Origin of the sequence: Providencia alcalifaciens (assembly GCF_915403165.1) — a bacterium.
Lineage (GTDB): Bacteria > Pseudomonadota > Gammaproteobacteria > Enterobacterales > Enterobacteriaceae > Providencia > Providencia alcalifaciens_C.
In genome coordinates this window covers 1,981,019-2,007,799 of record NZ_OU659204.1, presented here as the reverse complement: position 1 = coordinate 2,007,799, position 26,781 = coordinate 1,981,019, and the positions used below count along the sequence as shown (strand labels likewise).

The window sequence follows — 26,781 nt, the reverse complement described above, 5'->3', positions numbered from 1 at the left end:
AAATAATACAGATAAATAATAATCCTATCATAGATTTATTTGCTAATTGATTCATTCTGATGGTACTTTTTTAAAATAGCAAAATATGTCACTAATGTGAGGTCAACATGTCCAAGCCAATTAAAGTTGGGATTGTCGGGTACGGTTATGCCAGCAAAACTTTCCATGCCCCATTTTTAGCCATGTTAGAGGAGTTTGAACTAACCACAATCTCCAGTAGCGATGCGAGCAAAGTCCATGCCGACCATCCTAATGTTAAGGTGGTGGGGACACCTGAAGAGCTTTTCGCGGATGCTGAAATTGAACTGGTGGTGATCCCAACCCCGAATGACACTCACTACCCATTAGCCTGTAAAGCGCTAGCAGCAGGTAAGCATGTGGTGGTCGATAAACCTTTTACGCTCGATGTTAAAGAAGCCGAAGATTTGCAACACCGCGCTGAAAATGCAGGTAAATTGCTATCGGTTTATCATAATCGCCGCTGGGATTCTGGCTATCGTACCGTAAAAAAAATCCTGCAAGATGGCTGTTTAGGTGAGATTAAATATTATGAGTCTCATTTTGACCGTTTTCGTCCCGTGGTTAGACAACGCTGGCGTGAAGCCAATATTCCAGGAGCAGGGATTTGGTACGATTTAGGCCCGCATGTTATTGACCAAGTCCTGCAATATTTTGGCAAGCCAAAAGCGATTACGGTGGATCTTGGTATTATTCGTCCGGGTGCGGAAGCGGTGGATTATTTCCATGCAATGCTGGATTACGCAGATAAAAAAGTGGTTCTACACTCAACGACGCTTGCCGCTGCGCCAATGCCAATCTATACCATTCATGGAATGAAAGGCAGTTACGTGAAATATGGTTTGGATACTCAAGAAGATGCGTTAAAAAGTGGCGCGATTCCGCAAGGAGAGCATTGGGGGGAAGATCCTAATCATGGTGTTGTGACCCTGTCACAAGGTGATGAAATGGTGACGAAGCCGTGGAACAATGAAAAAGGCAACTATGGTGGCTACTATGAAGCCATTTATGGCGCTATCCGCCTCGGTAAGCCAAATCCAGTGACGCCAAGTGAAGCCATCGATATTATGAAACTGATTGAAGCCGGTATCGAATCAGCGAAAGAAAAACGTACCATCGAAAATATTTTCTAAGGTTCAACGTTGAAGATAAAGCCAGTGTGAAACTTGGCTTTAGACGATTTTCAAACCTAATTGGTTTGAGAATGGCTATTTTTAGTTGCAATAATCAACGAGGAAAATCAATTCATTGATTTTCGCCTGATAACACAAAGAGGGAAAAACCACGCTTTTATCCCTCTTTGTCAGCAACATATTGCCAGTTCACACTGGCTTTTTATTTGTGGAAAATCGAATGAATTTATTAGCAAAACTTAAAATAGACTCTTTTTTGTTGATCATGATTGGCGTGGTTGTCATCGCCAGTATTTTTCCGTGTGAAGGGGAAGTCAAAACCGTTTTTCAGCACCTAACTACAGCGGCAATCGCGCTACTGTTTTTTATGCATGGCGCTAAGTTATCCAGAGAATCTATTGTCGCAGGGATGGGGCACTGGCGGCTTCATTTACTGGTATTTGCCAGTACGTTTATTCTCTTTCCCATTATTGGTATTGCGTTACGTTTCATGGTGCCTCATTGGATGTCACCGACGGTGTATATGGGTTTTCTCTATTTATGTGCATTGCCGGCAACCGTGCAGTCAGCGATTGCATTTACCTCGGTTGCAGGAGGCAACGTTGCCGCTGCGATTTGCAGCGCTTCGGCATCCAGTATTTTAGGGGTTTTCCTTTCACCTGTTTTGGTAGGGGTGCTCATGGATACCGATGGTAGCCAAGCCATGGACACTTTAAACGCGATTGGCTCAATTATGCTGCAATTAATGGTACCGTTTATTGTTGGGCATTTGTGTCGTCCGTTAATTGCTAACTGGATTAATCGCCATAAACGATTGGTTAATACCACTGACCGCTCATCGATTCTTCTGGTGGTTTACGTGGCGTTCAGTGAAGCGGTTGTGGAGGGCATCTGGCAAACTATCGATGCTTATTCATTGTTTATCATTACATTAGTTTCTTGCGTTGTGTTAGTGGTGGTAATGGTGATTAACGTGATGTCAGCACGCCTTCTTGGATTCAGCAAAGAAGATGAAATTACCATCCTGTTCTGTGGTTCGAAAAAGAGTTTAGCAAACGGCGTGCCGATGGCGAACGTTTTATTCCCTGCGGCAACAGTGGGAATTATTTTACTGCCATTAATGATTTTCCATCAAATTCAATTAATGGTGTGTGCAGTGATAGCCCAGAAATATGCCAAACGATTAGAAAAACATTAATTAACACGATGAGGCAGCGATGGCTGCCTTTATTGATACGTCAGTTTAGTTACAACATACTAATGGGTCTAATACTATAAATAAATTAGCAACAGAGATAATTTGAAATATAGAAGGGTTAAATAGGGCAGAAAGGTACTCTGCCCAAAGGTAGGTTTATAACGGGAGTTATCGATTAACCGCTTTACGTGTTAATGCGGCTTTTTCGCTCTCTGAGAGGAATGCCATGGTTAAACCATTACGTTGGGCTTGCTCAATTTCAGCCGGTGTTAGGCCAGCTTGCGGTGCAGCAACATTATATTCGTAGGGTAGCTCGATACCTTGAACAGCAGGGTCATCGGTATTAATCGATGCTAATACACCGTGTGATAAAAACGTTTTCAATGGATGATGAGCCAGTGAAGGGACCGTGCTGGTTTGAATGTTTGAAGTTAAACAGCTTTCAATACCAATATTATTCTTTGCTAAAAACTCAATCAGTTCAGGATCCTCAATGGCTTTTACACCATGACCAATACGCTGAGCGCCTAAATGCTTGATCGCATGCCAAATACTGGCTGCGCCAGCGGCTTCACCAGCATGAACAGTGATATTGAGCCCAGCATTACGAGCTTTGGTAAAATGTTCTTCAAATAGAGCGCCAGGGAATCCTAACTCATCACCCGCTAAATCAAGGGCGCATAGTTTATCTCGATGAGCGAGAAGACCGTTTAATTCTATGGCGCAAGCTTGCTGTCCAAATGTACGGCTTAAAATACCAATCAAATTGACTTGGATATCATATTGACGGCAGCCAGCGGCAATACCATCAATAACTGCACCAACAACACCTTCAACAGGAAGCTGGTGCTTCATGGCCATATAGTAGGGGGAGAAACGCAACTCTGCATAATCGATGCCTGCGTTGAACGCATCTTCCACGTTTTCAAATGCGACGCGCTTACAAGCATCTAAATCCGCAAGGACAGCAACACCCCAATCCAGTTTAGTCAGAAAGCCCACTAAATCGGCTTCTTGTCCCATAATTTGAACGTGGGGGCGTAATGCTTCAATTTCATTTGCGGGGAGCTGAATATGATGTTGTTGTGCAAGGGAAAGGATGGTTTCAGGGCGAATATTACCATCAAGGTGGCGATGTAAATCCGTGAGTGGGAGTTGTTTGTTTATCACAATAAATGATCCTTATAGATATATTGCCTCCATTTTGTCTGTAATTGAGTAAAAATCAATGAAAAAGAGGGGGATAAAAAGAAAAACGCCAGTCTGTGTGACTGGCGTTTACTTGATTTATCTTAAGGATAAATTACCATAAGAATCAATTACTGTGCAGCTGGCGCTTCTGCTGGTTGTTCTGCTTCAATTGCAGGTTCTGCAACTTCTGCACCATCAGCAGGTTGAGCTTCTTCTTCGTAACCCATCTCATCTTCTGCGCCCGGCATCATTTTCATCTTAGTTAAGAATTCAGCTAAGGTATATTTGTCGTCGTTAAAGGTCAGGTCGTTACCAGAGAATTTAACAGTCATGGTTAAATCGTTTTCGCTGTCGATCATCCAAGGATGTTTTTTCTCTTTCGCTTTTTCTGCACGTTGTTCATCAGTCATGAACATTTCTTCGAACGGGTTAGAGAACATATCTGCAGTCAGCATTTGTTGAACGCCTGCGAACTCTTCAGATACTTGTTCTTGAACCGCTTTCTTGTCTTCTGCTGATACTGCTACGCCGCCATCTAAGATCATCGCTTGAGTCATTGACTCAATGATCATTGGCTTGTTCAGTTTCATGCTGAAGTCAAAAGAAGTGATCAGTTGTTTGAACGCTTCATCCACTTTGTTTTGCATTGCTAACGCAGTGATTTCGTCTTGATTCCACTTGTTGAATGTGATGCTCAGGTCGATAGAACTTTGACCCGCATCGTTTTTCCAGTAGAACGGACTCATAGTGAATACAGGTTTGCTTTTCATCAGCTCAGGCAGAGTGGTGGTCATCATCTGCATTGCGATTTTTTCGCTAACTTCACCTGGGTTGCCTGTTGCTAAGCCATCAGCCAGTGCTTGGTTGTATTGCTCAACAAACTTGCCTAATGCTTTTGCATCTAATTTTTCGATAGCAACAGTCAGTTCACCAGAACCTAAGTTTTGCTCTAACGCTTTTACATCGTTGATTTTGTAAGAAATGTTACCTTTAACATCATCACCGTTGATAGAAGTATCACTTGATACGTCTAGGTTTTTGAACGAGAACTTAGTTTCAGGGATGCTAACATCGGTATCTGCGATCACGAAAGATTGAGTACCAGTATAGAAGCCGTGCTGAGATTTCGTTACATTAGAAACCAGCTTCAGGCCTTTCATGGTGATAGAGCCTTCTTCCTTGGTGCTGCTAATGACTAAGCTATCAGTCACTAAAGTTGCATCAACAGTGCTTAAATCAGAACCTGTTGCGATATCAAATTTAGCGCCACTGAAAGAGAACTTACCGTCATCTTTTGTGTACTCAAGTGGGATCAGCTCAATGCTAGAATCCACGTTTTTGCTGTAGCCGATAACCGCAGAACCATGCATGAATGGCTTGCCTTTAGTTGCTTCAAACAGCTCTTTAGTCACTTTAGTATTCGCTAATTCAACATTCACTGCGCCCAATTTTGGCATCAGGTTGAATTTAGCCACTTGAGATAATGGCAGTGGACCGTGTGAGATATCCGCTTTAAAGACGATGTTTTCGTCAGCAGAAGTGGTTGAAGTAATGACAATGTCAGCTTGAGAAGAGAAAACGCCACGTTTGTAGTTCTCTAATTTAAAGACAACATCAGCACTTGGATTGTTAGCGGTGACAAACGCATTGGAATTCGTAATCACTTTATTCAGTTCAGCTTCAACTTTTGAACCTGTGTACCATGATGCGCCAGTCCATACTGCGCCCAGAGCAACGATAACACCTACCGCAACTAATGACTTTTTCATTATCAACATCCATCCTTTCAGTACGTACAAAACGTACTTATGTAAAAATAATATAAGTTTTTATTACCCGTTTGGCTGTGTGTACCAACGGCTAAATACAGAATACGACCTAAAAATTAAATACTCGGGCTAATTGACCATTTCCTTTAATAGAAATGTTATCCTCATAAGCAGGTAAGAAAACAGATTCACCAGAATTCATGTTTATTTCTTGATTACCTGATCGCAATACTAACTTACCTTCAATACAAAACAAAATTGAAGCAACATGGTTAGTTAGAGATAACCCCGAGCAGTCAATAGAATATATATTAAATGAAAAATCTTCTACTGGGATCTTATATTTCCAGACATTTCCAGATTTTTCGGGGATATTGAACAAATCCTCAGCTTTAATTGATTTAAAATCAATATTATCAACCAGTTCTTGAACATCGATATGTTTACTAGTCAATCCCGCTCGTAAGACGTTATCTGAATTAGCCATCACTTCTAACCCAACACCTTCTAAATAGGCATGAGGCGTTCTAGCGGCTAAAAACATGGCATCACCTGGTTGTAATTCAACGATATTTAGCATTAAAGGTGTAAATAAACCATTATCATCTGGATATAAGTTCACCATTTGTTTAATTGAATTCCAAGGCTCACCTTGTTTGCTATTTAATGCGGCTTTTAATACCCCTATAGCTAGATCTTTTTGATCGCCTGTCAGATTAAGAATCTGTGCAAATAATTTTTTAAGTCGTTCTTCGCTTGGTGTTTGAACGAAAAGTTGAATTTCAGGATGAGCTGCTGCAATAAAGCTAAATAATTCGACAATTTCATCTATAGGACGAAATGCATTCATTGCTTTAAAAGGGGTTAATGCATAAATCAGCTCTGGTTTATGATTATCATCTTTATAATTACGTATAGGAGAATCTACAGGGATCCCTTGCGCATTTTCTTTAGCAAATCCTATTTCTGCGTCATGTTTATTTGGATGAACCTGAACAGATAGAGGCTGAGCTGCACACAACACTTTAAATAAATAAGGCAGGCGGCCAAAGCGCTCGGCAATATGTTTACTCAGTATTTTCTCTGGATTTTCTTTAATGAATGCGTTTAACGAGATTTTCTGATGTGTTAAGGGGGATATGACCTCAGAACTGGCTTTGGGGTGAGCGCCCATCCAAAGTTCAGCCATAGGTAAATTATCTGGATTAGGATAACCATACAGTTCATTGAGGGCAGTTTTACTTCCCCAATCATAGTGTTGGATTTGGTTTATCATTTTTAGCATATCAAAACTCTCTTTTTGCAAAAATCAACTAATTTCCTTTTTACTACAGCACAATAAGCTCGACCAAGTCTCATAATTGAAATTCAATTTGTGGCATTATACTGCTCGGTTATTTGCTTACCTGCAAGCAGATGATTCTAAAATTAATTATTCTGAATATGTACCTAAGGAGCTAGTAATGGCAGCCACTCGCATTGAAAAAGACTCAATGGGACCAATTGAAGTACCTGCTGACCACTTGTGGGGCGCGCAAACGCAGCGTTCTTTAGAACATTTCCGTATCTCTGTAGAGAAAATGCCTGTTGCTCTGATCCACGCATTAGCCGTCACTAAAAAAGCAGCTGCAAGCGTGAACATGGATTTAGGTTTACTGCCAAAAGATCGCGGTGATGCGATTATCGCTGCGGCAGACGAAGTCCTTGCTGGCAAGCATCCAACAGAATTCCCTCTCGCTATCTGGCAAACTGGTTCTGGTACTCAAAGTAACATGAACATGAATGAGGTACTTGCTAACCGTGGTAGCGAAATCCTCGGCGGACAGCGCGGTAACGACCGTCTGATCCACCCAAATGACGATGTTAACAAGAGCCAAAGCTCTAATGACGTCTTCCCAACAGCAATGCACGTAGCGGCCGTTGTCGCGATGCGTGAACATTTGCTGCCAGAACTGAAAGTTCTGCATAAAACCCTCGATGCGAAAGCAAAAGAATTCAAAGACATTGTTAAGATCGGTCGTACGCATTTACAAGATGCAACGCCATTAACATTGGGCCAGGAAATTTCAGGCTGGGCCGCGATGTTAGCCCACAATGAAAAACATATTGAAAATGCAGTACCGCATGTTTGCGAGCTTGCATTAGGTGGTACTGCTGTCGGTACAGGGTTAAATACTCACCCTGAATATGCGGTTCGTGTTGCGAAGAAAATTGCAGAGTTAACGGGTCAACCGTTTGTGACTTCACCGAATAAATTTGAAGCATTAGCAACGTGTGACGCATTAGTTCACGCACACGGTGCATTAAAAGGCTTAGCAGCTTCTTTAATGAAGATTGCTAACGATGTTAGGTGGTTAGCATCAGGTCCTCGTTGTGGTATCGGCGAAATCTCGATTCCTGAAAACGAACCAGGCAGCTCAATCATGCCCGGTAAAGTTAACCCAACTCAGTGTGAAGCGTTAACCATGCTGTGCGCTCAAGTGATGGGTAACGATGTGGCGGTGAACATTGGTGGTGCTTCGGGTAACTTTGAATTGAACGTATTCCGTCCAATGGTTATCGATAATTTCTTACAATCTATCCGCTTATTAGCTGATGGTATGCGTAGCTTCAACGAACACTGTGCGGAAGGTATCGAACCAAACCGTGAGCGTATTGAGAAATTACTGCACGAATCTCTGATGCTGGTAACTGCGCTAAATACCCATATCGGCTACGACAAATCAGCTGAAATTGCGAAAAAAGCGCACAAAGAAGGCCTGACTCTGAAAGAATCTGCTCTGAAATTGAACTACTTAACTGAAGCTCAATTTGATGAATGGGTTCGTCCAGAAGATATGGTTGGCAGCATGAAATCGTAATTATCTTTATCTAAGATAAGGTTTTCAGCCCCTGTACTAGAAATAGAGCAGGGGCTTTTTTTATCGCTCTATATACAGATTTAAGCGCGGTATCAGTAATTCAACTGGCTTTGCTTTTGGGCGATTACGCAGTGCGATATTATCTTGATGATAATCCGCCAACTCTCCCAGTTTTATATCACTCAATGCTTTATCGACAGCAAAAACCAATATTGGCGTTGCGCAAGGATATTGAGTCTGTTTCTGTGTTTCTTTGTCCCAAACTCGAGCGATTGGTTGAACTTTTACCGGTCGCTGTGTTTTTAGAATGCAATCATGGGGGAGGGAGCGAATTAACTGGATCTCAGTTTCTAACTGCAATTGCCAGTGTTCGCGCTGTAAATGAGCCGGTGTTCTTCCGCTTTCTAAACTAGCTTGTAAACGGTTGAGCATCTCTTCTTGAGTCACTTTGTTGATCACTTTCTTATTTGCCCAACCAAAGCGAATGGTATCAGGGTCGACAACAGAGGTGAGAGTTCGATAGGTATTCAGAGTAAGTAACCCATGCAAACTTTCTCTTATGAATTCAAAACGATGAGCCTCATCAACATTGGTCACTATCTGCTTAATGTCTATTTTTAATCGGTTGATATCGGAGATTAACTGCTGAAATTGTTTATATTCAGCATAAGAGGGGGCTAAACAAATAGCTCCAGGTAAACGTATCGCGGTTTTATTGCTAACCAATTCTGATTTTTTATGAATAAACAAAAGCTTAAATAGCTCTATTGTTTGGGTGATTGCGTCGTGTCCCGTATGTTTATCCACAAAGATAGAATTGACTTCATTGTTTTCGTCCCCTTTAAGGGTTTCCGGTAAACTAAATACAGCTGCATTGACGTCTTTTTGCGCCTGAAGCAATTGGCATAGCAGATTAATATTCGACTCTAATAGATTGAATGAGCTAATTAACTGTTGTTTGGACATTTGATTTATTCAATCCCATATTTAGTTACAACATTCTGTTGTTTATAAAACAAAACTAACATTAACATCCGTGTTTATCAACTAGCTTAATCAGGAAATTAAGGGATAGCGAGGTAGGTTATTATACTATCCCTTCATGGATTTTTCTTGCTGTTATTTCTTATAATCTACTTCTATATCAATAACTTGATAAAATGCATTGGCCGTATCATCTATGGTCCAAACACCTAAAACAACATGGTAGCCTTGATAATTTTGGGGGAGCCTGCAATTGTGTTGTACTAAACTCGCCGGCGTCTCTACTTTTTCGTATTTGCAAAATGGTGTTAATTCAAATTGCGATCGGGTTAGTGGTTCACTTGGGTTCCAATCTTTTCGTGTAATAAAATATTCCCATTTAGTTGTTTTATGGATTTTTGTTAAACGCCAGAACAAATCAAAATTAGGTTTTTCTATTAACACTCGAGTCCAACGAAATGGCAGCTGAACATCGATAGGCGAAAAAGCCGCAATACCTGCACTGGCAATTTTACCGTCCTCAGGGCCTTTTTGCGGGAAGCCTTTCAACCCTTCTACAGATTGAGGTTCATACTGAATAGCACCACAGTTTTTATTGGTTTGTACTTGACACAGGTAGGCTCGGCTTGCGGGATACTCGATATAGCCATGAGGCAGGGCAAAGACGCTATAGCAGAGTAATAAAGATAATATTCTTTTCATTGAAGATCCTCATCATTGATTAATTTGTATATTTTCTATTAACCATGATGAGGATGTGAATTCTAATCTTTAGTACCAGTTAACTTATTGGATTACTTGGTAATTTATAAGCTACTAACATTTTGTTTTTAACTTATAAGCGATACCTACACCTGCCAGTAGAAGAGCCGCAATAAATAACGCCACGCCATTCCAACCATATGCCGACCAGAAAAAGCCGCCCAATGTACCGGCAATACTGGAACCCGCATAGTAGCTAAACAAATAGAGTGAAGATGCTTGTCCTCTTGCCCTTTTAGCGCGGCGTCCGACCCAGCTACTTGCAACGGAATGACCGGCGAAGAATCCTGCGGTCAATACTGTCATGCCTAGTAAAATGACCCAAATATTGCTGTGTAACGTCAAAATGACGCCGATTAACATCATCGCAATGGCAGCAATTAAAATTCGCCCAAAGCCATGTTTCTGGGTTAAGCTCCCTGTTTTAGTCGCACTGTAAGTTCCTGTTAAATAAATAACAGATAAAAATCCCACTATAGACTGACTAAAATTATAAGGCGATTCAAGTAAGCGGTATCCAATGTAGTTATACATGGTGACGAAACCGCCCATCAAGATGAAACCCTCAACAAATAACCAGGGCAACCCCGTATCACGTAGGTGTAAATGTAAGTTAACCCAAAGGTTTTTAGGTTTAAGAGAGCTTGCACGAAAGTGTTGGGACGGTGGTAATAAACGCCAAAATCCAATCGCCGCCAACAATGCCAATGAACCTAAAATAACAACCGCAACTCGCCATGAATAAAAGTCGGCAATTACCCCGGTCATTAAACGTCCGCTCATTCCCCCAATAGAGTTACCACTGATATATAAGCCCATTGACAGAGCAACATAGCTCGGATGAATTTCTTCGCTCAAATAGGTCATGGCGACGGCCGCTACACCGCTAAGAGATAACCCCACTAATGCACGGGCGATCAAAATCCCTTGCCAACTTTCCATTATTGAGCTCATTAATGTAAAAAGTGCAGCACAAGTCAGGGAAATGACCATCACATTTTTACGACCAATTGCATCGGAAATAGGGCCGGTGATCAGTAGCCCCAATGCCATCAATCCCGTACTTAAAGAGAGTGATAAACTGGCAGTCGCCGGAGAAATATTAAAGTCCGCTGACAACATTGGCAAAATAGGTTGTACAAAGTACAGCAACGCAAATGTTGCAAAACCCACAGTAAAGAATGACAGAGTTACACGCAAATACAGTGCATCGTCCCGTTGAATATAATGTTTTTTCGGATCTGTATTGGTCAAGGTTTTGGTTTGTTTTCCTTGTAGAGATTGGCTCGTTGAGAGGCTATTTGACTGCTGTTCCATGTAAATTCCTTGACGACTAAACGGACTTGATTTCGATCAAAGAATAGAAACTTTCTATTTTTTTGTCTAATATATTAATTATAGATAATGATACTTTAAATATATCAATTCAGTGGGCATTGGGTCATGAATATAGAATTACGCCACCTACGTTATTTTATTGCTGTTGCCGAAGAGTTACATTTTGGGCGTGCGGCTGAGCGCTTGCACATGTCTCAACCGCCATTAAGCCTGCAAATTCAAGCTCTTGAAGAAATGGTTAATGCTAAATTATTAGAACGCAATAACCGCAATGTCGCCTTAACCCCAGCTGGTACCATGTTTCTAAAAGAAGCTTACCAAATTTTAGGGCAGGTCGACGCTGCAGCGACCAAGGCGGCTCGGATGGAAAAAGGGGAACTTGGTGAACTGTCTATTGGTTTTACGTCAACAACGCCATTTATGCACAAAGTCACCATGAGCCTGCGCCAATACCGAGAAGCGTACCCCGATGTTTCTATTCATATGCATCAAATGAATACGAAGCAGCAAATCCCGCCTTTAGTGACCGGGCGCATAGACATTGGCATCATGCGCAATACAATATTACCTGAACAATTGGACTATCAATTATTATTTAGAGAGCCTTTCATGGTTGCGGTTTATGAAGGGCATCCTTTACTGGCTTTCGAAGAAAGTGGCATCGATATTAAGCAGCTTGCGGCTTATCCGTTAGTTTTCTTTGAGCGAGAAGTGGGAACGGCACTATATGATGAGATCAATCAATTATTAGCCTCCAAAGGGGTGGTTCCTACGATTTCCCAAGAAGCAGGCGAAGCTATGACCATTCTAGGCTTAGTTTCTGCTGGAATGGGAATTTCTATCATCACCGAATCCTTTACACGAATGAAGATTGACGGCGTGAGGTATCTAAAACTCGCGAATATTCAAGCTACTTCAGAAGTCTGGTTGGTCTACAATACGCGACGAACGCCACCTGCTGCGGCTAAAAAACTGACTGAGTTACTGCTGCATAATATTGTGGGTATATAGGTATTGTGGGCGTATAAGGCGTAGAATTTGAAATGATTAACGAGATTTTCATCACGTTTTATATGTAAATGTAGCCGAGTTTTCATTTATATCAGGCATAATCAATCATAATTTACAACGATTTCTGAGTGTTAAGATGATAAACCAAACGGGAAATACCGACCAAATAAAGCAATTAAATACTGGGCTTGTGTACCGAATTATTGCACAGCATGGTCCTATTTCCCGTATTGCGTTATCAAAACAGTCTCAATTGGCCCCTGCGAGTATCACCAAAATTACCCGTGAATTGATGGATGCTCACTTGATACAGGAACGTGAATTTCCAGTATTAGGGTTAAGGGGACGCCCAGCTGTTGGGTTAGTCATTGAAAGTGAAGGCTGGCAATTTTTAGCCATTCGAATTGAACAGCAACATGCTGTTATTTCGTTAAAAGAAATTAATGCTAAACCCCTCACAGAACAACGATATCCTTTTGATGTCAAAGGTAATCAACAATTTAGTGATCGTTTATCGGAACTGATTGGCCTGTTTTTCGAAGAGAACGGAGCTCACTTAGAAAGAGTCACGGCGATCAGTATCTTATTAGATGGCCTCTTAGACTCTTATTCTGGGGTTATTTATAGGTTGCCTGACTACCATGTTCACCAACTGGCTATCGGCGAGATGCTGACAGAAAAAACAGGTCTGCCCGTCTATCTTCATCCGCCTGTTAATGCTCTGGCTATCGGCGACCACCTCAAATATTCAGAGTCTCGACCACAAAAAAATATTATTTATCTACAAATTCAAGATGTGGTTAATATCGCGGTGCTGAATCACGGCTATTCTTTGGATTCAATAACACGTCAGCCTATATTATTTGCACATACTCAAACTGATTCAGAAAGACCACAATCTTGTTATTGTGGAGGAAAGGGCTGCTTAGAAACTAAAATATCCATTCCTGCGATTGTTCAGCAAGCAAGAGAATTACTTGCAGGTTATCCTGAATCTATTTTGCATAAAGGAAGTGTCGATATTAACGCAATTAGTCGAGGTGCAATAGAAAATGACCCACTATGTGTTTTATTACTCGATACAACAGCTAAACGACTTGCTTATCCATTAGCAATGATGATTAATTTATTTGGAACAGAATTGATTTTAGTTAATTCGCCTTTAACTAATGAGCAAAATTACTGGCTTACTCGCCTACAATATTTTATCTCATTACATGGGAATCCACTTTACTGTAATAAGTTAATACTTGATAAATCAATAATTTCAATTAAGGAAAGTGAAACAGCATTAATTCAAAATGCACTTTATGATGGTTCACTGTTGTTGCAATTACTGCAAGGCTAATACAATTTGATAAACTTCTCATTATCTTACACAAAATTGAGCTAACGCAAACTTATCATTTCCCCATTCCCATAAACTGAATTCATATCATTTTTATAGCATTTTGCTGACCTTAGTCTGTCACTTCAGGATAGAACAACCATGAACAATCTATTTATTACCGGGACAGATACAGATGTCGGGAAGACGGTATCGACACTAGCAATATTACAAGCACTTAATAATCAAGGTATTAAAGCAGTAGGGTACAAACCTATTGCAGATCAATGTATCGATACACCTGAAGGGAAGCGCAATAAGGATGCACTTCTTATTCACCGTGTTTCGCAAGATCTTGTCTCGTATGATGAAGTTAACCCTGTCAGACTTGGCGATAATTACAGCCATGAAAACAGTATTGATTTTAATAAAATCAACAAAGGGTTAGATCACCTTCATGAACAAAGCGACATCGTCGTTATCGAAGGCAATGGCGGATGGCGTTATCTTCTTGATGATAATACTTTTTATGCCGATTGGCTGAAAAAACAATCTGTTGGCGTGATCTTAGTCGTCGGAATTCAGCATGGGTGTGTCAATCATGCACTATTGACAGCTGAAGCTATTCGAGCTGATGGTTTGCCATTAGTCGGCTGGTTAGCAAATAGAATCAACCCAGGCTTGGCACATTACGCTCAAATTATTCAGCGTATGCAGCAACATATTAATGCACCATTATTGGGTGAAATTCCTTATTTATTGCGTCCTGAAGAAAAAGAGTTGGGACATTATTTAGATGGTGAAAAACTGCAAGAGTTTGTTTCGATTCCTGCATTTTGATCTTTATATAGATTTTAATTTATTATCTAAGCAAAAGGGCGCAAATAGCGCCCTTTGTTTTATCGATATATTCTATTATAAATTATGGATTAATAATTGGACGGCCTGAGTTAACATCAAGACAACGTTGAGTATTTGGCTCCCAATACGCATTAAGATTCAAACTTTTCTCACATTTATCTTTAGCATCAAATGCAGAGTCAATCTTATCAAACTCTTTTTCGGTGCGACGGTTAACTTTAGAACGGAGCATTTTAGTCTCATCCCACTGTTCTTTATCTTGTCGCGCCTGTTCCTTATTCAACGGGTCATTACTACCATTACCGACAGAAACACAAGTGCTACCCGCAGCGCATGATGTATTAGCTGCTTGCGCCGCATTAACCCACATCAAAGGGAGGCAGAAGCAGATTGCAGCCAGACCATTTTTGATAAATTTTTGTGACGTGCTCATGTAATTTCCTTTGGTTTCAATACGCGTGCTATAACCATAGTATAGCGAATAAACAATAATGCCGTCTTTATAGAATAGTACGAAAATTTATTATTGTTTATGTACGGTTAAACCAGCGAAGGTTTGGCACACCGGCATTAATTCCAGTGTATTAACATTCATATGAGCCGGAAGGGTTGCCACCCAGTAAACTGTTTCCGCAATATCTTCAGCAGTAAGAGCATCCGCGCCTTTATAGGTATTTGTGACTTTTTCATCATCACCTTTAAAACGGACATTTGAAAACTCAGTTCCACCGACTAACCCTGGCTCAATATCGGTCACACGAATTTTTTTGCCCACTAAATCTGCACGTAATCCTAAAGAAAATTGTTTTACAAACGCCTTAGTTGCACCGTAAACGTTGCCGCCTTTATATGGCCAAGATGCGGCGGTAGAGCCGATATTAATAATGTGCCCGTGATTTTTTTCCACCATACCTTGCAGCACTTCATACGTCATATTGACTAAGCCTTTGGTATTTGTGTTGATCATGGTTTCCCAGTCGTCTGGATTTGCATTAAATGCGGGCTCTAATCCTAAAGCAAGCCCCGCATTATTCACTAAAAGGTCGATATTTTTTAAGTGGGAGGGCAAATTGGCTACAGCGTGCTGAATGGCTTTTCGGTCTTGTACATCCAGAGTTAATGGATAAAATTTATCACCCAATTCTTGATGTAATGTATTTAATCTTTCAGTTCTGCGTCCCGTCCCAATCACAGTGAAATTATGCTGAATAAATTTGCGAGCAATAGCTTCACCAAATCCTGATGTTGCGCCGGTTACTAGAATAATCATTAGGTACCTCAGGTTGTTATCGTTGTTTGTTTTGAATCATTCTAACCTTATTATTAAGGGGCATCCAAGCCCCTTATTTAGTTCTTTTACACCGATAAAATAATTAACTTATTTAGTCAGTTATAATCCATTAATCTGCTTATTTTTAGGGTATTTCAGCGTATAACTTAAAGGCAATTCGACAGTTTCTTGAGGTTTCAGCGTTAAATCCCATTCAATTTTATTCTCTGTTTCATCCAGTTTTCCGCCTTTATATTCGGGGTTAAGCACTTTAATATCGGTATCTTTACTCGTCGGGAGTTGGTCATAGACTGACAGTTTAATATCATTTTTCCGCGTATTACGTACCTTAATTAAGAAGCTTTCTTTTTGCTCAACGGTGGAACCCATAAAGGTTGGTTTTTTACGCATTCCCGCATTATTTACACGAGAAATTTGAATGTTATCATCCACACCAAATGGGATATCGAGAGTTTCAGTCAATTGCCCTGAATTCACATAAAAATCACCCACGTAGCTGTTCATAAAGTAAATATTAGCAGGGCCATTCAGTAAGTTCAGTGCATCCCAGTCATCAATTTGAGCTTGCAAATAGACTTCCTCAGCCATTTTTGGCGTTGATGTATAACGATATTTTGCATCAACATCTGCTTGTTTAATGGTAATAGATTTTGCTTTAGGGGTAGAGGCTAAGCTAAAAGGCAATTCGATGCTGTAACTGAGATTCACGCCGTTGGTGTTGGTCGACACATAGTTTGCCATGCCCGGGCTGCGTTTTTTGGATGCTGAAATTTCCGCTACTGGCGCAGGTGCTGCCACCTCCATATCCATGGCTGCGGACATTTTTCCGCTCATATAGCCTTGATTATATTGGTCATAAACCGACAATAACCATGGTGTTAAAAATGGCGGGGTGATATTGCGTGTTGGGTTGGCAGAGGAAAGGGTGAGTTTAACTTTGTCCCAGTCCATGCCGGTATTTTGAATAACGTCAGCTTTATAGGTAATATTGACTGGTTTATCAATATCTTTAGCACGAATATCATAACTTGGAGACCAACCCGCATCGGGAGTAACATATGAGATTTGCATGTTGGCACTCAAACTTTTGGGAGTATCAACCGTCAACACAATTTGTGTCTGCTCTCCAATATTATCGGGAAGAATACCGTCAAATTTTGCCTGCAATAATGCTTGTTTCTCTGTCAATTCATCAATCTGCTGCTGATACGCTAAGTTTTCACTCAATATCGCAGACATTTGCTTGCGAATAAATTCCAATTTGGATGCGGACTGCTCAAGGGATAATGTCGTTGTTTCACCAAAAAAACGCTGATCTTTCAGTAAAGCGAGTTGGTCATCACCCACTTTTATTTTGATATTAAGCTCTGAAATTTGTTTGGTTATCGCGTCTATCTGCGATTTTAAATTTGCCACTTCACCCGTATAGACAGGTTCCACTGCCACGGTTTGCACGTCAATTGAGCGGATCAGAATATCTTCATTATCTAAGCTAATTGAAAGGCTTTTTTGATCAAGGTGGTCAGCAACATTGGTGAAAATCAGCTTACTTTCGCCTTGCGGTAAATTGACAGTAGCGCTATTTGTTAACTCGGCACCACGTAAAAAAATCGTGGCTTGATTGAGCTTAAGAGGCTGTGAGAGCGGCGCTGATTCAGCAAATGCTTGCCATGACGCTAACGCCGATACAAATAAAATTCCTTTGGTGAATTTGCGAGTGACAAACATATTGATACTCCATTAGCTGGATGGATTAGTTTTATTGATAGTTTTTAATCATATTAGAATTTAATCAGTTGAGATAACAGAATAAGCTTAAATTAGAGGAGCTCCGTAGACTGCGACCTCATTTATTTTGTCGGGACTATGATTGTTGCAATCGATTGAATATTTCAGTAGTTTGGCGATAAATCGAAGATAGCTTGAGGTGCGAAGGGGATGTTGAGATAAAACACCCGTCAGCAGGTGTTTTATCTTGTTAGGCTAAAGTGACTTACTCTTCGAAATACCAATATCCCTGATTGATAAATTCGGTCAACTCAGCGACAAAAATTGGGTTTTCTAGTGCTTCACCGAGTTCATTTATTCCGGCTTCCGTAAGCTGGCACAATGCGTCGGCACCCTTTATTTCTGTGGTATTCCAACCATCTGAATTAACAAAGAAACGATCGCCGATACGCATGACTCGCAGCCCGCTTAGTCGTATCAATTTTTCACCGGCATTTAGAGCGCTCAGTACTTCTTCCGGCTGATACGGCGGTTCCGCAAGGGCAATATCCAGCTCATGGCGAGGGGTGGTTGCAAAACGGCCTAGCCACTGTTCAAAATCACCGGGCTTGTTGACCATTTCAATCATCATGGCTCGTAGGCGTTCAACCTCATGAGGTTCCATGGTTCCTGAATTTTTACTGACTTTCAGGTCAGGATCGCCATAATTTATTCCGCCCAAATCCTGTTCCAGTGCATAGTCTGCAAAACTGCTCAGCAAATCGCGCCCGGTTGGGCCACGAAAGCCGACAGAATAGTTCATGGTATCTTCGAAGGTGAAACCATCGTGAGGGAATCCCGGCGGAATATACAGAATATCTCCCGGAGCCATTTCTACATCAATAATCGGCTCAAATGGATCGACATGCAATAGTGCCGGGTGTGCGCAAAATTGCCGCATGGGAAGGGCGTCGCCCACTCGCCAGCGGCGGCGGCCCATTCCTTGGATGATAAAAACATCATAGTTATCAATATGTGGTCCGACACCACCGCCAGGCACCGAATAGGAGATCATCAAGTCATCAAGACGCCATTCAGGCAGTACGCGGAACGGTTTCACCAGTTCAGCGGCAGGCATATGCCAATGGTTCACGGCTTGCACTAACAGCGACCATCCTTTTTCACCTAATTCGCTGTAGTCCTCAAACGGGCCATGGCTCGCTTCCCATTTGCTATCAATAAAGCTGACTAGGCGGCTGTCAACTTCCGGTTCCATCGCCAAGCCGGCCAGTTCATCTGGAGTGATAGGGTCGACAAAATCAGGAAATGCATTTTTCAATACAACGGGTTTTTTCTGCCAGTATTTTTCTAAAAATTCAGGCCAGTTAAGATTCAGTTTGTTAACCATGTGACCACATCTATATGAGTAAATAAGCTAGTCATTATAGAAGTAATACGGTGGCATATTTTTGTTTGGCGTCAAGTGCAGGTCGATAACTTTTGAGGGGATCAGAATGCCGGATTTCTTTATTTCATAATTAGGTTCGAATAAATAGACACATCTCTATGTTAAAAAATCGAGGACGGACTCACGTTGAGGTGAGATCAAGACCCTTCCTAATTTATCATCATAGCCGACAGGGTTTTCATTACATTTCACTTAGGTTAGATTATTATCTCAATTCTGATTAAATCAATGAAAACAAGGATGGCATAATGGCGATAGGCTATTTTTTACGGGTCGGAGACCGAACAACCTGCGGCGGTCAAATCTTAACGGGCGACAATACGTTTTTGTTTTACGGCGTGTCTGCTGCTCGTGAAGGTGACATGGTCACGTGTGGGAAACACTCTGGCACTTACAAGATACTTGGCGGGATCAGCAACGTATAATCATTTATTAGATGGGGTCTTACTTGCTTATTAATAGTTATATATTACGTAGGCTTATTTTTTTTCGATTTAATTTTTAATTTAAATTTTTCAACTGAAATAAGAATTATTGGAATAGGTGATACCTCAAAAGCAAGGTGGACTAATTTTGCTGCGCAATTACTGTCAGATCATAATAGCTCAATGGAATTTGCATACTATGGTTTTGCTATTGTTCTTGCGCTGATATTTATCATTCACAAAAAAATACGGTAATAATTAAGGGTGAGATAGGATTTATGCCGTATGACATGTAAGGAGGCTCTCCAAAGCCTCATAGAAAACTGAAGCTCGTTCGCCGATAAAGTAGACGAGCTTTTTTAAGTATCATGGAACTTTAACTAGTGGACATGAAGCAACGACTAAAAGCTTAATTGGTCATAGAAAAGGCAGTTTCAACGATAAACGAACCAACACGATTAACCAGCCAAAACGCTGTATTTCTTCATTCCATACTTGGGTTCGCATAATGCATATTATGTTAAATAGAATTAATGTGCAGATAACAGTCTTATATCTATCTCACTGCTACTTCGGGGTTCCTCCATAGAACCCCAACCTTTTACTACTCTAAACAACAAATGATTCCAATATAATTTTAGTGACTAAGGTATTCGTCAAATAGATGAGAACCTAAAATACGAATCACTTCTGAGCGTTCATCCAAAGAAGTATCCGCTTTTCTTACATAGATGCTGATAAATACAGGATCATGATTATTTGACCATACCATCGACGTTATCCCTCTGACGCCATATTCACTTGCACCTGATCTATCGGCGATTTTCCATTCTTTAGGAAGAGACGCTCTAAGCATATTATCAGCGACTTTATTATTGACCATCCATTCTTTCAATTGTTCTTTTGATGAATTACTGAGAACTTCGCCAGTCAAAATTTTCTTGATACTCTTGCTCATTGCATCGGGAGTCGTTGTGTCTCGCAAATCACCCTCGGGATTGACTGTCAATTCTGGCTCATATCGGTCAGAACGAGTAACCGTATCTCCTATAGCTCTCATAAATGCCGTCAGAGCCTCTGGTCCCCCACCCGAAAAAATAGCAAAATTAGCGGCTGTATTATCACTGTATTCATTAGCAGCTTTACAAGCTTGTTCAAGCGTAAACGGCTTATTCATATAATCTTTAGCAACTGGCGAATATGTCACAATATTTTTTTCAGTTACTATCATAGAATGGCTTAATGAAAGTTTCTTTGCATCAACCTTTGCCAGAACATTAGCGCAAGCAATTGATTTAACTGTGCTATCCAAAGGAAAGCGTTGGTTTCCATTTATAGAAATCGTTTTATCATCTGAAAATAGAATTGACAATCCAACCTTCCAACCCTCTTTTTCGTATTGTTTAACTTGATCCTGTAAAGTTAAAGCAAAAGCAGAGGATACAATAGGCATGGTTAAAACCAATGCGGCAAATGTTTTAAATCGTAAATTCATAGTAAACCTTTGATGGTCAATATTTATATAATGAGTTTATTTCAGCATAAGTTGAAATTTAATTTATGTAGGGCCTTATTTTTACTCATGATTATATTTTCTTTTGTAGGGTTCACAAATGATGATAATTTTTAGTAGCTAATAGAAAAACTTATGGATTGATTTAAATGATTGGAATACATATTCGTTAAGACAAGATCCCTATTTATTTTGCAATTAGACTATGTTGGCCAGTTAATTGATACCAAAGTATTTAGCAAACGCCCTATGCCCTTTTTCACTGATGGTGATTTCTCTATAACCAGCATGTCGAAACAGCCACTCTTGTTTTTCAGCATGCGCAAGAAAAGCGGTACCAACTTGTCCGCCTAAATGAAAACGTCGTTCACTCCAATCTAAACATGGACAACAAACCTTTGTTGAATTCTTGAAATTAAAATTAAGCCCCATTGTTCTAAAGCTCTCAATACCCAATAACGTAATCTCAGATCCATTCTCAGTTATCCATTCTTTCTGATTAAGTGCATCAAAAATATGAACAGCCACTTCACCGGCTAAATGGTTATAACAAGTTCGAGATTTTCTTAAGTTAGGCGGTGTCGTTATTTTGGCTTGGGATACATTGCTTGCAGATAGTCCCATAATACTTTCAATGATATTGGCAACGCCTTCATTCGCAATTTGAAAATAGCGATATTTGCCTTGTGAAATAACCGTAATCAGTTGGTTATCCAATAACTTTGTTAAGTGGCTACTCGTTGTTGATGCGGAAATTTCCGCGACAACGCCCAGTTCCATTGCTGTCCACGCCCTTCCATCCATTAAAGCACAAAGAATTTTAACCCTCGAACTATCAGAAATAGCCGCTCCAATCGCGGCTATCGAGGATTCTAATGTGGGTTTATCCTTCATTTTTATGGTCATTCAAAAAATTCTCTACGGCCCAAGGGCTTGTGACTAATTCTGCAATATCCGTTTTATCTGTAATCAGTATCAGTTGATTAGCATGATCGCTGTATTGCACTAAAATATTTACATCATGATCCGCTAATATTTGCGCTATTTCCCCTAACTCTCCGGGTTTTTCCTGTCTTAATTTACGGATAATCGGCTTGTTAATTTCAACAGATAATCCCATAGATTCTAAAACAGTTTTCGCTTTGTTCCCATCCTCGACAAGAAAATGAGCGTGGCTTTTTCCATCGACGGTAAATACCCCACCACCTTCCAAGCCTACATTGTTATTACCTAATGTTTTTCCTAACAGCGCTAATTGCCCTGGTTTACCATCTAAAACCACATGAATATCAAACATTATTGCTTATCCTTTTCAAATGAATATTCTCGAACCATATTAACAATACTGATTTTGTAAAAATCAAAAATCGTTTCTCGACCTTCTTGCTGAGCCTTCATGTGCAAAATATTCTGTTTCCATTGCAAAACAGCGGACTCACTTTCCCACCATGACAGTGACAATAATTTGCCTTCGTGCGATAAACTTTGAAAACGCTCGATTGAAATAAACCCTTCAATATCGCTCAATAATGGCTTTAACTTTTCCGCTAAAGATAAATAGCGTTCCTGTTTATTTGGTGCAATACGTGCTTCAAATATCACTGCGATCATTTCATGTCTCCTTGTTAACCGCTAAATAGGTTATCAATCTCGTATTCATGTCACTTCGATAACTATCGAAATGACCAACATTGATGACAATAGTAGCTGTAACTTGCTGAAAACCTTACTCTGTATTTTCCGAAGCCCCCCTAAAAATAATCCGTATAGGTTGTTTTTATTTAATTGATTACCCTTTAAGCAATACTTATCAACTCAAAGGTAAATCCAATATGGCGTTAATTTTATTGATCTTCTTTTTGGCGGGATTTGTTAAAGGAGTTATTGGACTAGGCTTGCCAACATTATCGATGGGCTTATTAACAACGGTCATGGAGCCTGCTGTAGCAGCAAGCATTCTAATTATTCCATCTTTCGTCACCAATATATGGCAGCTTATGATCGGTGGTAAATTTTTAAACTTAATTCGACGATTTTACTTATTTATTATCGCTATTTTTATTGGCACTGTTTATAGCCCATTACCAAAATTGAGTTCAGCATCAGAGTGGGTATTTCCTGCACTGGGTCTGATATTAATCATTTATGGATTAGTGGCCATATTCCTCCCTAAATCGTCAACATCGGGTAAAAATGAACGATGGTTATCCCCACTAATTGGTTATATGACTGGAGTTATTACCGCAGCCACGGGGGTTTTTGTGATCCCTGCTGTTCCTTATTTACAATCGCTGAATCTTAATAAAAATGAATTAATACAAACACTAGGCCTCGCGTTTACCGCGTCAACAATTGCATTGGCCATATTATTATTCAGAGAGAATAACAGAGAGACTATAGATTATTACATATCGTCAATAGCACTTATTCCTGCGATTATTGGCATGTATGTGGGGCAATATTGTAGAAATTTAATCAGTGAAAAAATATTTAGGCGCTGTTTTTTCTTAGGATTAATAGTTTTAGGTATTTACATGTTATTCAAGTAAAAACTTAACAAACTCATCCATATAACTCGGTAATTCATCAAATCTTCGGGTGCAAATGTATAATTTGCGCTTTGCCCATTCACCAGATAAAGGAATGATATTTCCTGGATATATTCCGATAAAGCGTGATATGACTTGTTGCGGTAAAATGGCATAGCCAAGCCCTTCACTCACTAACTGCATCACCGCGTCCATCGTTGCTAAACGCATTCGGTAATTAAATGAAACTCCTTCGCTCAGTGCATGATGGTCAATATAATCCTGCAATGCATTGCCTTGAGAAAGTCCAATAAAATCATGGTTTCCAATTTGGTTTAATGAAGAGATGCTGTGATTATTCAAATCATTGGATGGTGGTGCGAAAATAACTAAATGGTCATCACATAAAAATTTAAATTCTAAGTCATTCAATGACGACGGATTTGCCACAATGCCTAAATTTGCCATTTGGTTATTAAGGCTATTGATGATTTTTTCACTTGGCATTTCACGGATCCCAACGCTAATATTTGGGTGTTTTTGCAGATAGTCCGCTAATTTTTTGGGAAGAAAACCGGCCTGTGCCGAAGAGTTGCATAACAGGTCAATATACCCCCGTAAACCTTGGCTGTATTGACGCAATTCACTGCGCATATGGTCGATTTGCAATAGCACCTGATTCGCGTGATTCAATAATGCCAAGCCTGCATTTGTCAGTTTTATTCCCGATGAAGAGCGTGTCAATAATAAAACACCAAGCTCACTTTCCATGCCCCGAATACGTTCACTGGCTGATTGCAAACTTAAATTAGATAGATTCGCCCCCGCTGTAATACTCCCAGCTTTGTGGATATTTACAAATAAACGTAAATCAACCATATCAAAACGCATAATCGCTCCGAAAATGTGTATAACCCATACTTAGAATAGGTTTTAGCATCAAAACTCATCAGCAAGGCGTGATATCCGGGAATTGGCCTCATCGATGTGACAACGTAACGCATTTAAGCATTGAGCAAAGTTTTCAGAAAAACCGTGGCAATCATTGGCTAAAATCAAAAACGTCTCAGCTAACTCCAACGCTTCCCGCCAAGTTTCTCCACTGATCCCCTCAAGTAAAGTTACTGGCCTAAGCGTATTGACGATTTCACCACCCGACTTAGGCGCAAACCCCATCGGTAAGATATCGTAAGCCGGTGCAAGATGGTATGGGCGGCCATGACTACTAATAAACGATAAATTACCATGATGCATATCGGTATTACCGATGAGCATACCAAATGCCCAAAGTCGTGCTGTACTGGTGATAGCATCTAGATGTACATGTTTTTGCTTAACTAATTCATTGACCAATACAGGCCAAGGTTCCCTTGCCCGCCCTACAAATTCTGCATCCAGAGCTTGTAAAGAAAAAAGCCCTCGACGGCCGAGTAAACCAATGCGATCGAATCGAGGAATTTCAAGGAAACGTTGTCCTTCAAAATCAAACACTTCGGTTTCAACTCCCAGCACTTTTAATGCTAGATGCTCAGCTTGTAGCAGATCACGCCAACGTTCACTTACAGGATTATCATCGAGAGCCGTAAATTTTACGATGACATGGCCTCGTTCAGTGTAGGTACAAAACTTTGGTTGCTCACCGCCTGCGGATGATCCAGGAACCTCTCCAGAGCTAACCGCTCGCGCTAATGTTGGATACACCGTGGCTCGATCAACGGGAGTTGGAGCCTGCATTTCCAGAAATTGGTTTCTTGCCTGCTCCCCAATTAATAAGTTTCCTACAGCATCATGCCCATGAGCGAGCAAGGCTCTTATAATATCGGAGTCTGACCAGCGATCGGGATTTGGTGATATTCCAAGTTGCGTTGAATAGGCGGATGCATAAGCTCGACCAAGGTATCCTTGTGGGCGCATATCAAATAGCCACCATGGTAAGCCATCACTATGAAGACATACTCCGTCAACCTGCTCCATAACAAATCCATCTGGATAAACCGGAATCAACTGACCTAGAGCTCGTAATGTTCCCTCTTCGGTGATCCGATAAATAGGAGCAGAATCAAACCCTCGAAACGTATCACGCAATGCATATTGAATAGAGGATGCAGCCCCAATCCGAACAATATCGTCACCTAATACTTTTAGCGTTCGAGACAAAGTTGGCTGACTAATATTCATAATATCAGTCAGTTGCCTTGCTGTTGTTGGGCCATTACGGAGTAATTGACGTATCATCTCAGATCGATTATTCATGGTATTAACCGCTCAGTGAATAAATAAATGAATAGATGCATGAATAGATAATTTAGCAGCTATTTCTGGTCTTGTCATCTTTCTGAGCTATCTAGCCACTGCACTAATTCATCGATCTGGGTGTGAGAAAATACCGAGACCCCTGACTGAGATAATAACGTAGTGGCAACCCCCATTCCTTGAATGGTTTTACCACTAAATGTGCCATCATAAATCTGATTTACACCACATGTAGGGCTGCCATCCGTTAATAATGCAGCAACACACCCTTCTTCTTCAGCTCTTTGTAAAGCAAGCCATGCCGCCAATTGATATTGTTGCGTAACATCATTTCCAGTTTTTTCAACCATTTTGGCCTTGCCTTGCATGACCTCATAACCTGTCGCTGAAATAATCTCTACGGGCAAACGCGGTGTTGGCAGCCCTGCTGCTAGCTCAGGACAAAAAATAACTAACCGTTGTTCTTCGTGCAAACGGGCTAAAACCGTTTGTAGATGCGCCTTTGCTGTTCCATTGTAACGAACGTTATGCCCCATTAAACAAGCGCTAACAAGAATTTTTTTATTCATATCATTGATTCACATAAGAAAGAATGAAACTAACTCGATCATCAACCGGTAAACAAGGGATATCGATTAATTCATAATTGTATTTTTTATATGTCGCCACCATCGCATGGTAGGTCATCACAGCTTCGTCAAATGTTTGTTTTCTTTCCGTATCTTGCACATATATTTCTTTCCATGGCGGTGCGATAAATACGCTTTTTTTATACTGAAACGTATTTATTGCTTGTTCTATATGCTTAGGAATTGGAATTGAACATAAATTCAAATAGCCCTCAATATCGGGTAGCCCACAGTCAAAAAAACAGATTTCATTATGATAATCGGCCAAATGCCATGAGCGTAATTCCCAGCAAAGCATCATCTCAGCAAATGCTTGCTTATCCAGCCATGGCAATGCGTTACCACCAATACAGACTTGATCTTGAATAATGGCTCTACCCGATTCCGGTAAACAAGTGTATTTTTTTGCCATTAAATTTTCAATAATTGCACTTTTACCTGCACCGGGACCGCCAGTGATAATAATCTTTAGCCCATCATTAATCATATATTCCCTTCATTTTTACTATTTCTT

Annotated in this window: 26 protein-coding genes; 8 read left to right on the top strand and 18 right to left on the bottom strand. The window is 40.4% G+C overall.

Translation table 11 applies throughout. The features are described 5' to 3' along the window. The first annotated feature begins 107 nt into the window (after nucleotides 1-107). Nucleotides 108-1,151 (top strand): oxidoreductase, encoded by a 1,044-nt coding sequence (locus LDO73_RS09245; protein WP_224057634.1) that lies wholly within the window; start codon nucleotides 108-110, stop codon nucleotides 1,149-1,151. Between the two features lie 220 nt (nucleotides 1,152-1,371). Continuing rightward, nucleotides 1,372-2,349 (top strand): bile acid:sodium symporter family protein, encoded by a 978-nt coding sequence (locus tag LDO73_RS09240; protein ID WP_132495985.1) that lies wholly within the window; start codon nucleotides 1,372-1,374, stop codon nucleotides 2,347-2,349. Nucleotides 2,350-2,517: 168 nt separating this feature from the next. Here the strand turns inward: LDO73_RS09240 and add are convergent, their stop codons facing one another. The 3 genes from add to manA all read right to left on the bottom strand — a co-directional run bounded on the left by add (nucleotide 2,518) and on the right by manA (nucleotide 6,594). Next, nucleotides 2,518-3,519: an adenosine deaminase gene (add, locus tag LDO73_RS09235; RefSeq protein ID WP_224057633.1), complete on the bottom strand. Its 1,002-nt coding sequence runs from the start codon at nucleotides 3,517-3,519 to the stop codon at nucleotides 2,518-2,520. Nucleotides 3,520-3,668: 149 nt separating this feature from the next. Beyond that, a complete protein-coding gene (locus LDO73_RS09230; protein ID WP_224057632.1) occupies nucleotides 3,669-5,309 on the bottom strand; it encodes a YdgA family protein in 1,641 nt (546 codons plus the stop codon). Between the two features lie 109 nt (nucleotides 5,310-5,418). Then, nucleotides 5,419-6,594: a mannose-6-phosphate isomerase gene (gene manA, locus LDO73_RS09225; RefSeq protein WP_224061164.1), complete on the bottom strand. Its 1,176-nt coding sequence runs from the start codon at nucleotides 6,592-6,594 to the stop codon at nucleotides 5,419-5,421. Between the two features lie 178 nt (nucleotides 6,595-6,772). On the opposite strand from manA, the gene fumC reads away from it, so the two are divergent. Then, on the top strand, nucleotides 6,773-8,170 hold the full coding sequence (gene fumC / locus LDO73_RS09220) for a class II fumarate hydratase (RefSeq protein ID WP_224057631.1): 1,398 nt from the start codon (nucleotides 6,773-6,775) through the stop codon (nucleotides 8,168-8,170). Between the two features lie 60 nt (nucleotides 8,171-8,230). On the opposite strand, the gene tus is transcribed toward fumC, so the two are convergent. From tus to LDO73_RS09205, 3 genes are all read right to left on the bottom strand, one after another. After that, nucleotides 8,231-9,136, bottom strand: coding sequence for a DNA replication terminus site-binding protein (gene tus, locus LDO73_RS09215; protein ID WP_224057630.1), 906 nt, complete (start codon nucleotides 9,134-9,136; stop codon nucleotides 8,231-8,233). 153 nt (nucleotides 9,137-9,289) lie between these two features. After that, entirely contained in the window at nucleotides 9,290-9,856 is a 567-nt protein-coding gene (locus LDO73_RS09210) for a lytic polysaccharide monooxygenase (protein WP_224057629.1), read from the bottom strand. Between the two features lie 114 nt (nucleotides 9,857-9,970). Continuing rightward, the gene (locus LDO73_RS09205; protein ID WP_224057628.1) at nucleotides 9,971-11,233 is read right to left on the bottom strand and encodes an MFS transporter; all 1,263 of its coding nucleotides are present in this window, start codon (nucleotides 11,231-11,233) and stop codon (nucleotides 9,971-9,973) included. A 126-nt stretch (nucleotides 11,234-11,359) separates the two neighbouring features. Here LDO73_RS09205 and LDO73_RS09200 point away from each other — a divergent pair, with 126 nt between their 5' ends. The 3 genes from LDO73_RS09200 to bioD all read left to right on the top strand — a co-directional run bounded on the left by LDO73_RS09200 (nucleotide 11,360) and on the right by bioD (nucleotide 14,432). Then, the gene (locus LDO73_RS09200) at nucleotides 11,360-12,265 is read left to right on the top strand and encodes a LysR family transcriptional regulator (RefSeq protein ID WP_224057627.1); all 906 of its coding nucleotides are present in this window, start codon (nucleotides 11,360-11,362) and stop codon (nucleotides 12,263-12,265) included. Between the two features lie 136 nt (nucleotides 12,266-12,401). Beyond that, on the top strand, nucleotides 12,402-13,613 hold the full coding sequence (locus LDO73_RS09195) for an ROK family protein (protein ID WP_224057626.1): 1,212 nt from the start codon (nucleotides 12,402-12,404) through the stop codon (nucleotides 13,611-13,613). 141 nt (nucleotides 13,614-13,754) lie between these two features. Beyond that, nucleotides 13,755-14,432 (top strand): dethiobiotin synthase, encoded by a 678-nt coding sequence (gene bioD, locus LDO73_RS09190; protein ID WP_224057625.1) that lies wholly within the window; start codon nucleotides 13,755-13,757, stop codon nucleotides 14,430-14,432. Between the two features lie 82 nt (nucleotides 14,433-14,514). Here the strand turns inward: bioD and LDO73_RS09185 are convergent, their stop codons facing one another. The 4 genes from LDO73_RS09185 to LDO73_RS09170 form a co-directional block, all read right to left on the bottom strand. Next, the gene (locus LDO73_RS09185) at nucleotides 14,515-14,886 is read right to left on the bottom strand and encodes a DUF1283 family protein (protein WP_224057624.1); all 372 of its coding nucleotides are present in this window, start codon (nucleotides 14,884-14,886) and stop codon (nucleotides 14,515-14,517) included. Nucleotides 14,887-14,976: 90 nt separating this feature from the next. Further along, on the bottom strand, nucleotides 14,977-15,723 hold the full coding sequence (gene ydfG / locus LDO73_RS09180; protein ID WP_224057623.1) for a bifunctional NADP-dependent 3-hydroxy acid dehydrogenase/3-hydroxypropionate dehydrogenase YdfG: 747 nt from the start codon (nucleotides 15,721-15,723) through the stop codon (nucleotides 14,977-14,979). Nucleotides 15,724-15,843: 120 nt separating this feature from the next. Next, nucleotides 15,844-17,472 (bottom strand): DUF4139 domain-containing protein, encoded by a 1,629-nt coding sequence (locus LDO73_RS09175; protein WP_224057622.1) that lies wholly within the window; start codon nucleotides 17,470-17,472, stop codon nucleotides 15,844-15,846. A gap of 265 nt (nucleotides 17,473-17,737) precedes the next feature. Next, complete coding sequence (locus LDO73_RS09170) at nucleotides 17,738-18,859, bottom strand: cupin domain-containing protein (protein ID WP_224057621.1); 1,122 nt, start codon at nucleotides 18,857-18,859, stop codon at nucleotides 17,738-17,740. Nucleotides 18,860-19,167: 308 nt separating this feature from the next. Between LDO73_RS09170 and LDO73_RS09165 the strand changes: the two genes are divergently transcribed. Beyond that, nucleotides 19,168-19,344 carry a PAAR domain-containing protein gene (locus tag LDO73_RS09165; RefSeq protein ID WP_224057620.1) on the top strand — a complete coding sequence of 59 codons (177 nt, stop codon included), beginning with the start codon at nucleotides 19,168-19,170 and terminating at the stop codon, nucleotides 19,342-19,344. A gap of 637 nt (nucleotides 19,345-19,981) precedes the next feature. On the opposite strand, the gene bla is transcribed toward LDO73_RS09165, so the two are convergent. The 4 genes from bla to LDO73_RS09145 all read right to left on the bottom strand — a co-directional run bounded on the left by bla (nucleotide 19,982) and on the right by LDO73_RS09145 (nucleotide 22,468). Beyond that, complete coding sequence (gene bla, locus LDO73_RS09160) at nucleotides 19,982-20,839, bottom strand: class A beta-lactamase (protein ID WP_224057619.1); 858 nt, start codon at nucleotides 20,837-20,839, stop codon at nucleotides 19,982-19,984. A gap of 234 nt (nucleotides 20,840-21,073) precedes the next feature. Next, nucleotides 21,074-21,763: an ArsR/SmtB family transcription factor gene (locus tag LDO73_RS09155; protein ID WP_224057618.1), complete on the bottom strand. Its 690-nt coding sequence runs from the start codon at nucleotides 21,761-21,763 to the stop codon at nucleotides 21,074-21,076. Beyond that, a complete protein-coding gene (locus tag LDO73_RS09150; protein ID WP_224057617.1) occupies nucleotides 21,741-22,154 on the bottom strand; it encodes an amino acid-binding protein in 414 nt (137 codons plus the stop codon). Before LDO73_RS09150 ends, LDO73_RS09155 begins: the two co-directional genes overlap by 23 nt. Then, nucleotides 22,154-22,468 carry an antibiotic biosynthesis monooxygenase family protein gene (locus LDO73_RS09145; protein ID WP_224057616.1) on the bottom strand — a complete coding sequence of 105 codons (315 nt, stop codon included), beginning with the start codon at nucleotides 22,466-22,468 and terminating at the stop codon, nucleotides 22,154-22,156. Before LDO73_RS09145 ends, LDO73_RS09150 begins: the two co-directional genes overlap by 1 nt. 221 nt (nucleotides 22,469-22,689) lie before the next feature. Here LDO73_RS09145 and LDO73_RS09140 point away from each other — a divergent pair, with 221 nt between their 5' ends. Next, on the top strand, nucleotides 22,690-23,406 hold the full coding sequence (locus LDO73_RS09140) for a sulfite exporter TauE/SafE family protein (RefSeq protein ID WP_224057615.1): 717 nt from the start codon (nucleotides 22,690-22,692) through the stop codon (nucleotides 23,404-23,406). Here LDO73_RS09140 and LDO73_RS09135 read toward each other — a convergent pair. The 4 genes from LDO73_RS09135 to LDO73_RS09120 form a co-directional block, all read right to left on the bottom strand. Continuing rightward, nucleotides 23,395-24,276 (bottom strand): LysR substrate-binding domain-containing protein, encoded by an 882-nt coding sequence (locus LDO73_RS09135; RefSeq protein WP_224057614.1) that lies wholly within the window; start codon nucleotides 24,274-24,276, stop codon nucleotides 23,395-23,397. The genes LDO73_RS09140 and LDO73_RS09135 overlap by 12 nt on opposite strands. A 48-nt stretch (nucleotides 24,277-24,324) precedes the next feature. Continuing rightward, the gene (gene yjjJ, locus LDO73_RS09130) at nucleotides 24,325-25,638 is read right to left on the bottom strand and encodes a type II toxin-antitoxin system HipA family toxin YjjJ (RefSeq protein WP_224057613.1); all 1,314 of its coding nucleotides are present in this window, start codon (nucleotides 25,636-25,638) and stop codon (nucleotides 24,325-24,327) included. A gap of 74 nt (nucleotides 25,639-25,712) precedes the next feature. Further along, nucleotides 25,713-26,207 (bottom strand): DUF523 domain-containing protein, encoded by a 495-nt coding sequence (locus LDO73_RS09125; RefSeq protein WP_224057612.1) that lies wholly within the window; start codon nucleotides 26,205-26,207, stop codon nucleotides 25,713-25,715. A gap of 1 nt (nucleotide 26,208) precedes the next feature. Further along, nucleotides 26,209-26,754: an AAA family ATPase gene (locus tag LDO73_RS09120; RefSeq protein WP_224057611.1), complete on the bottom strand. Its 546-nt coding sequence runs from the start codon at nucleotides 26,752-26,754 to the stop codon at nucleotides 26,209-26,211. Between the last annotated feature and the right edge of the window lie 27 nt (nucleotides 26,755-26,781).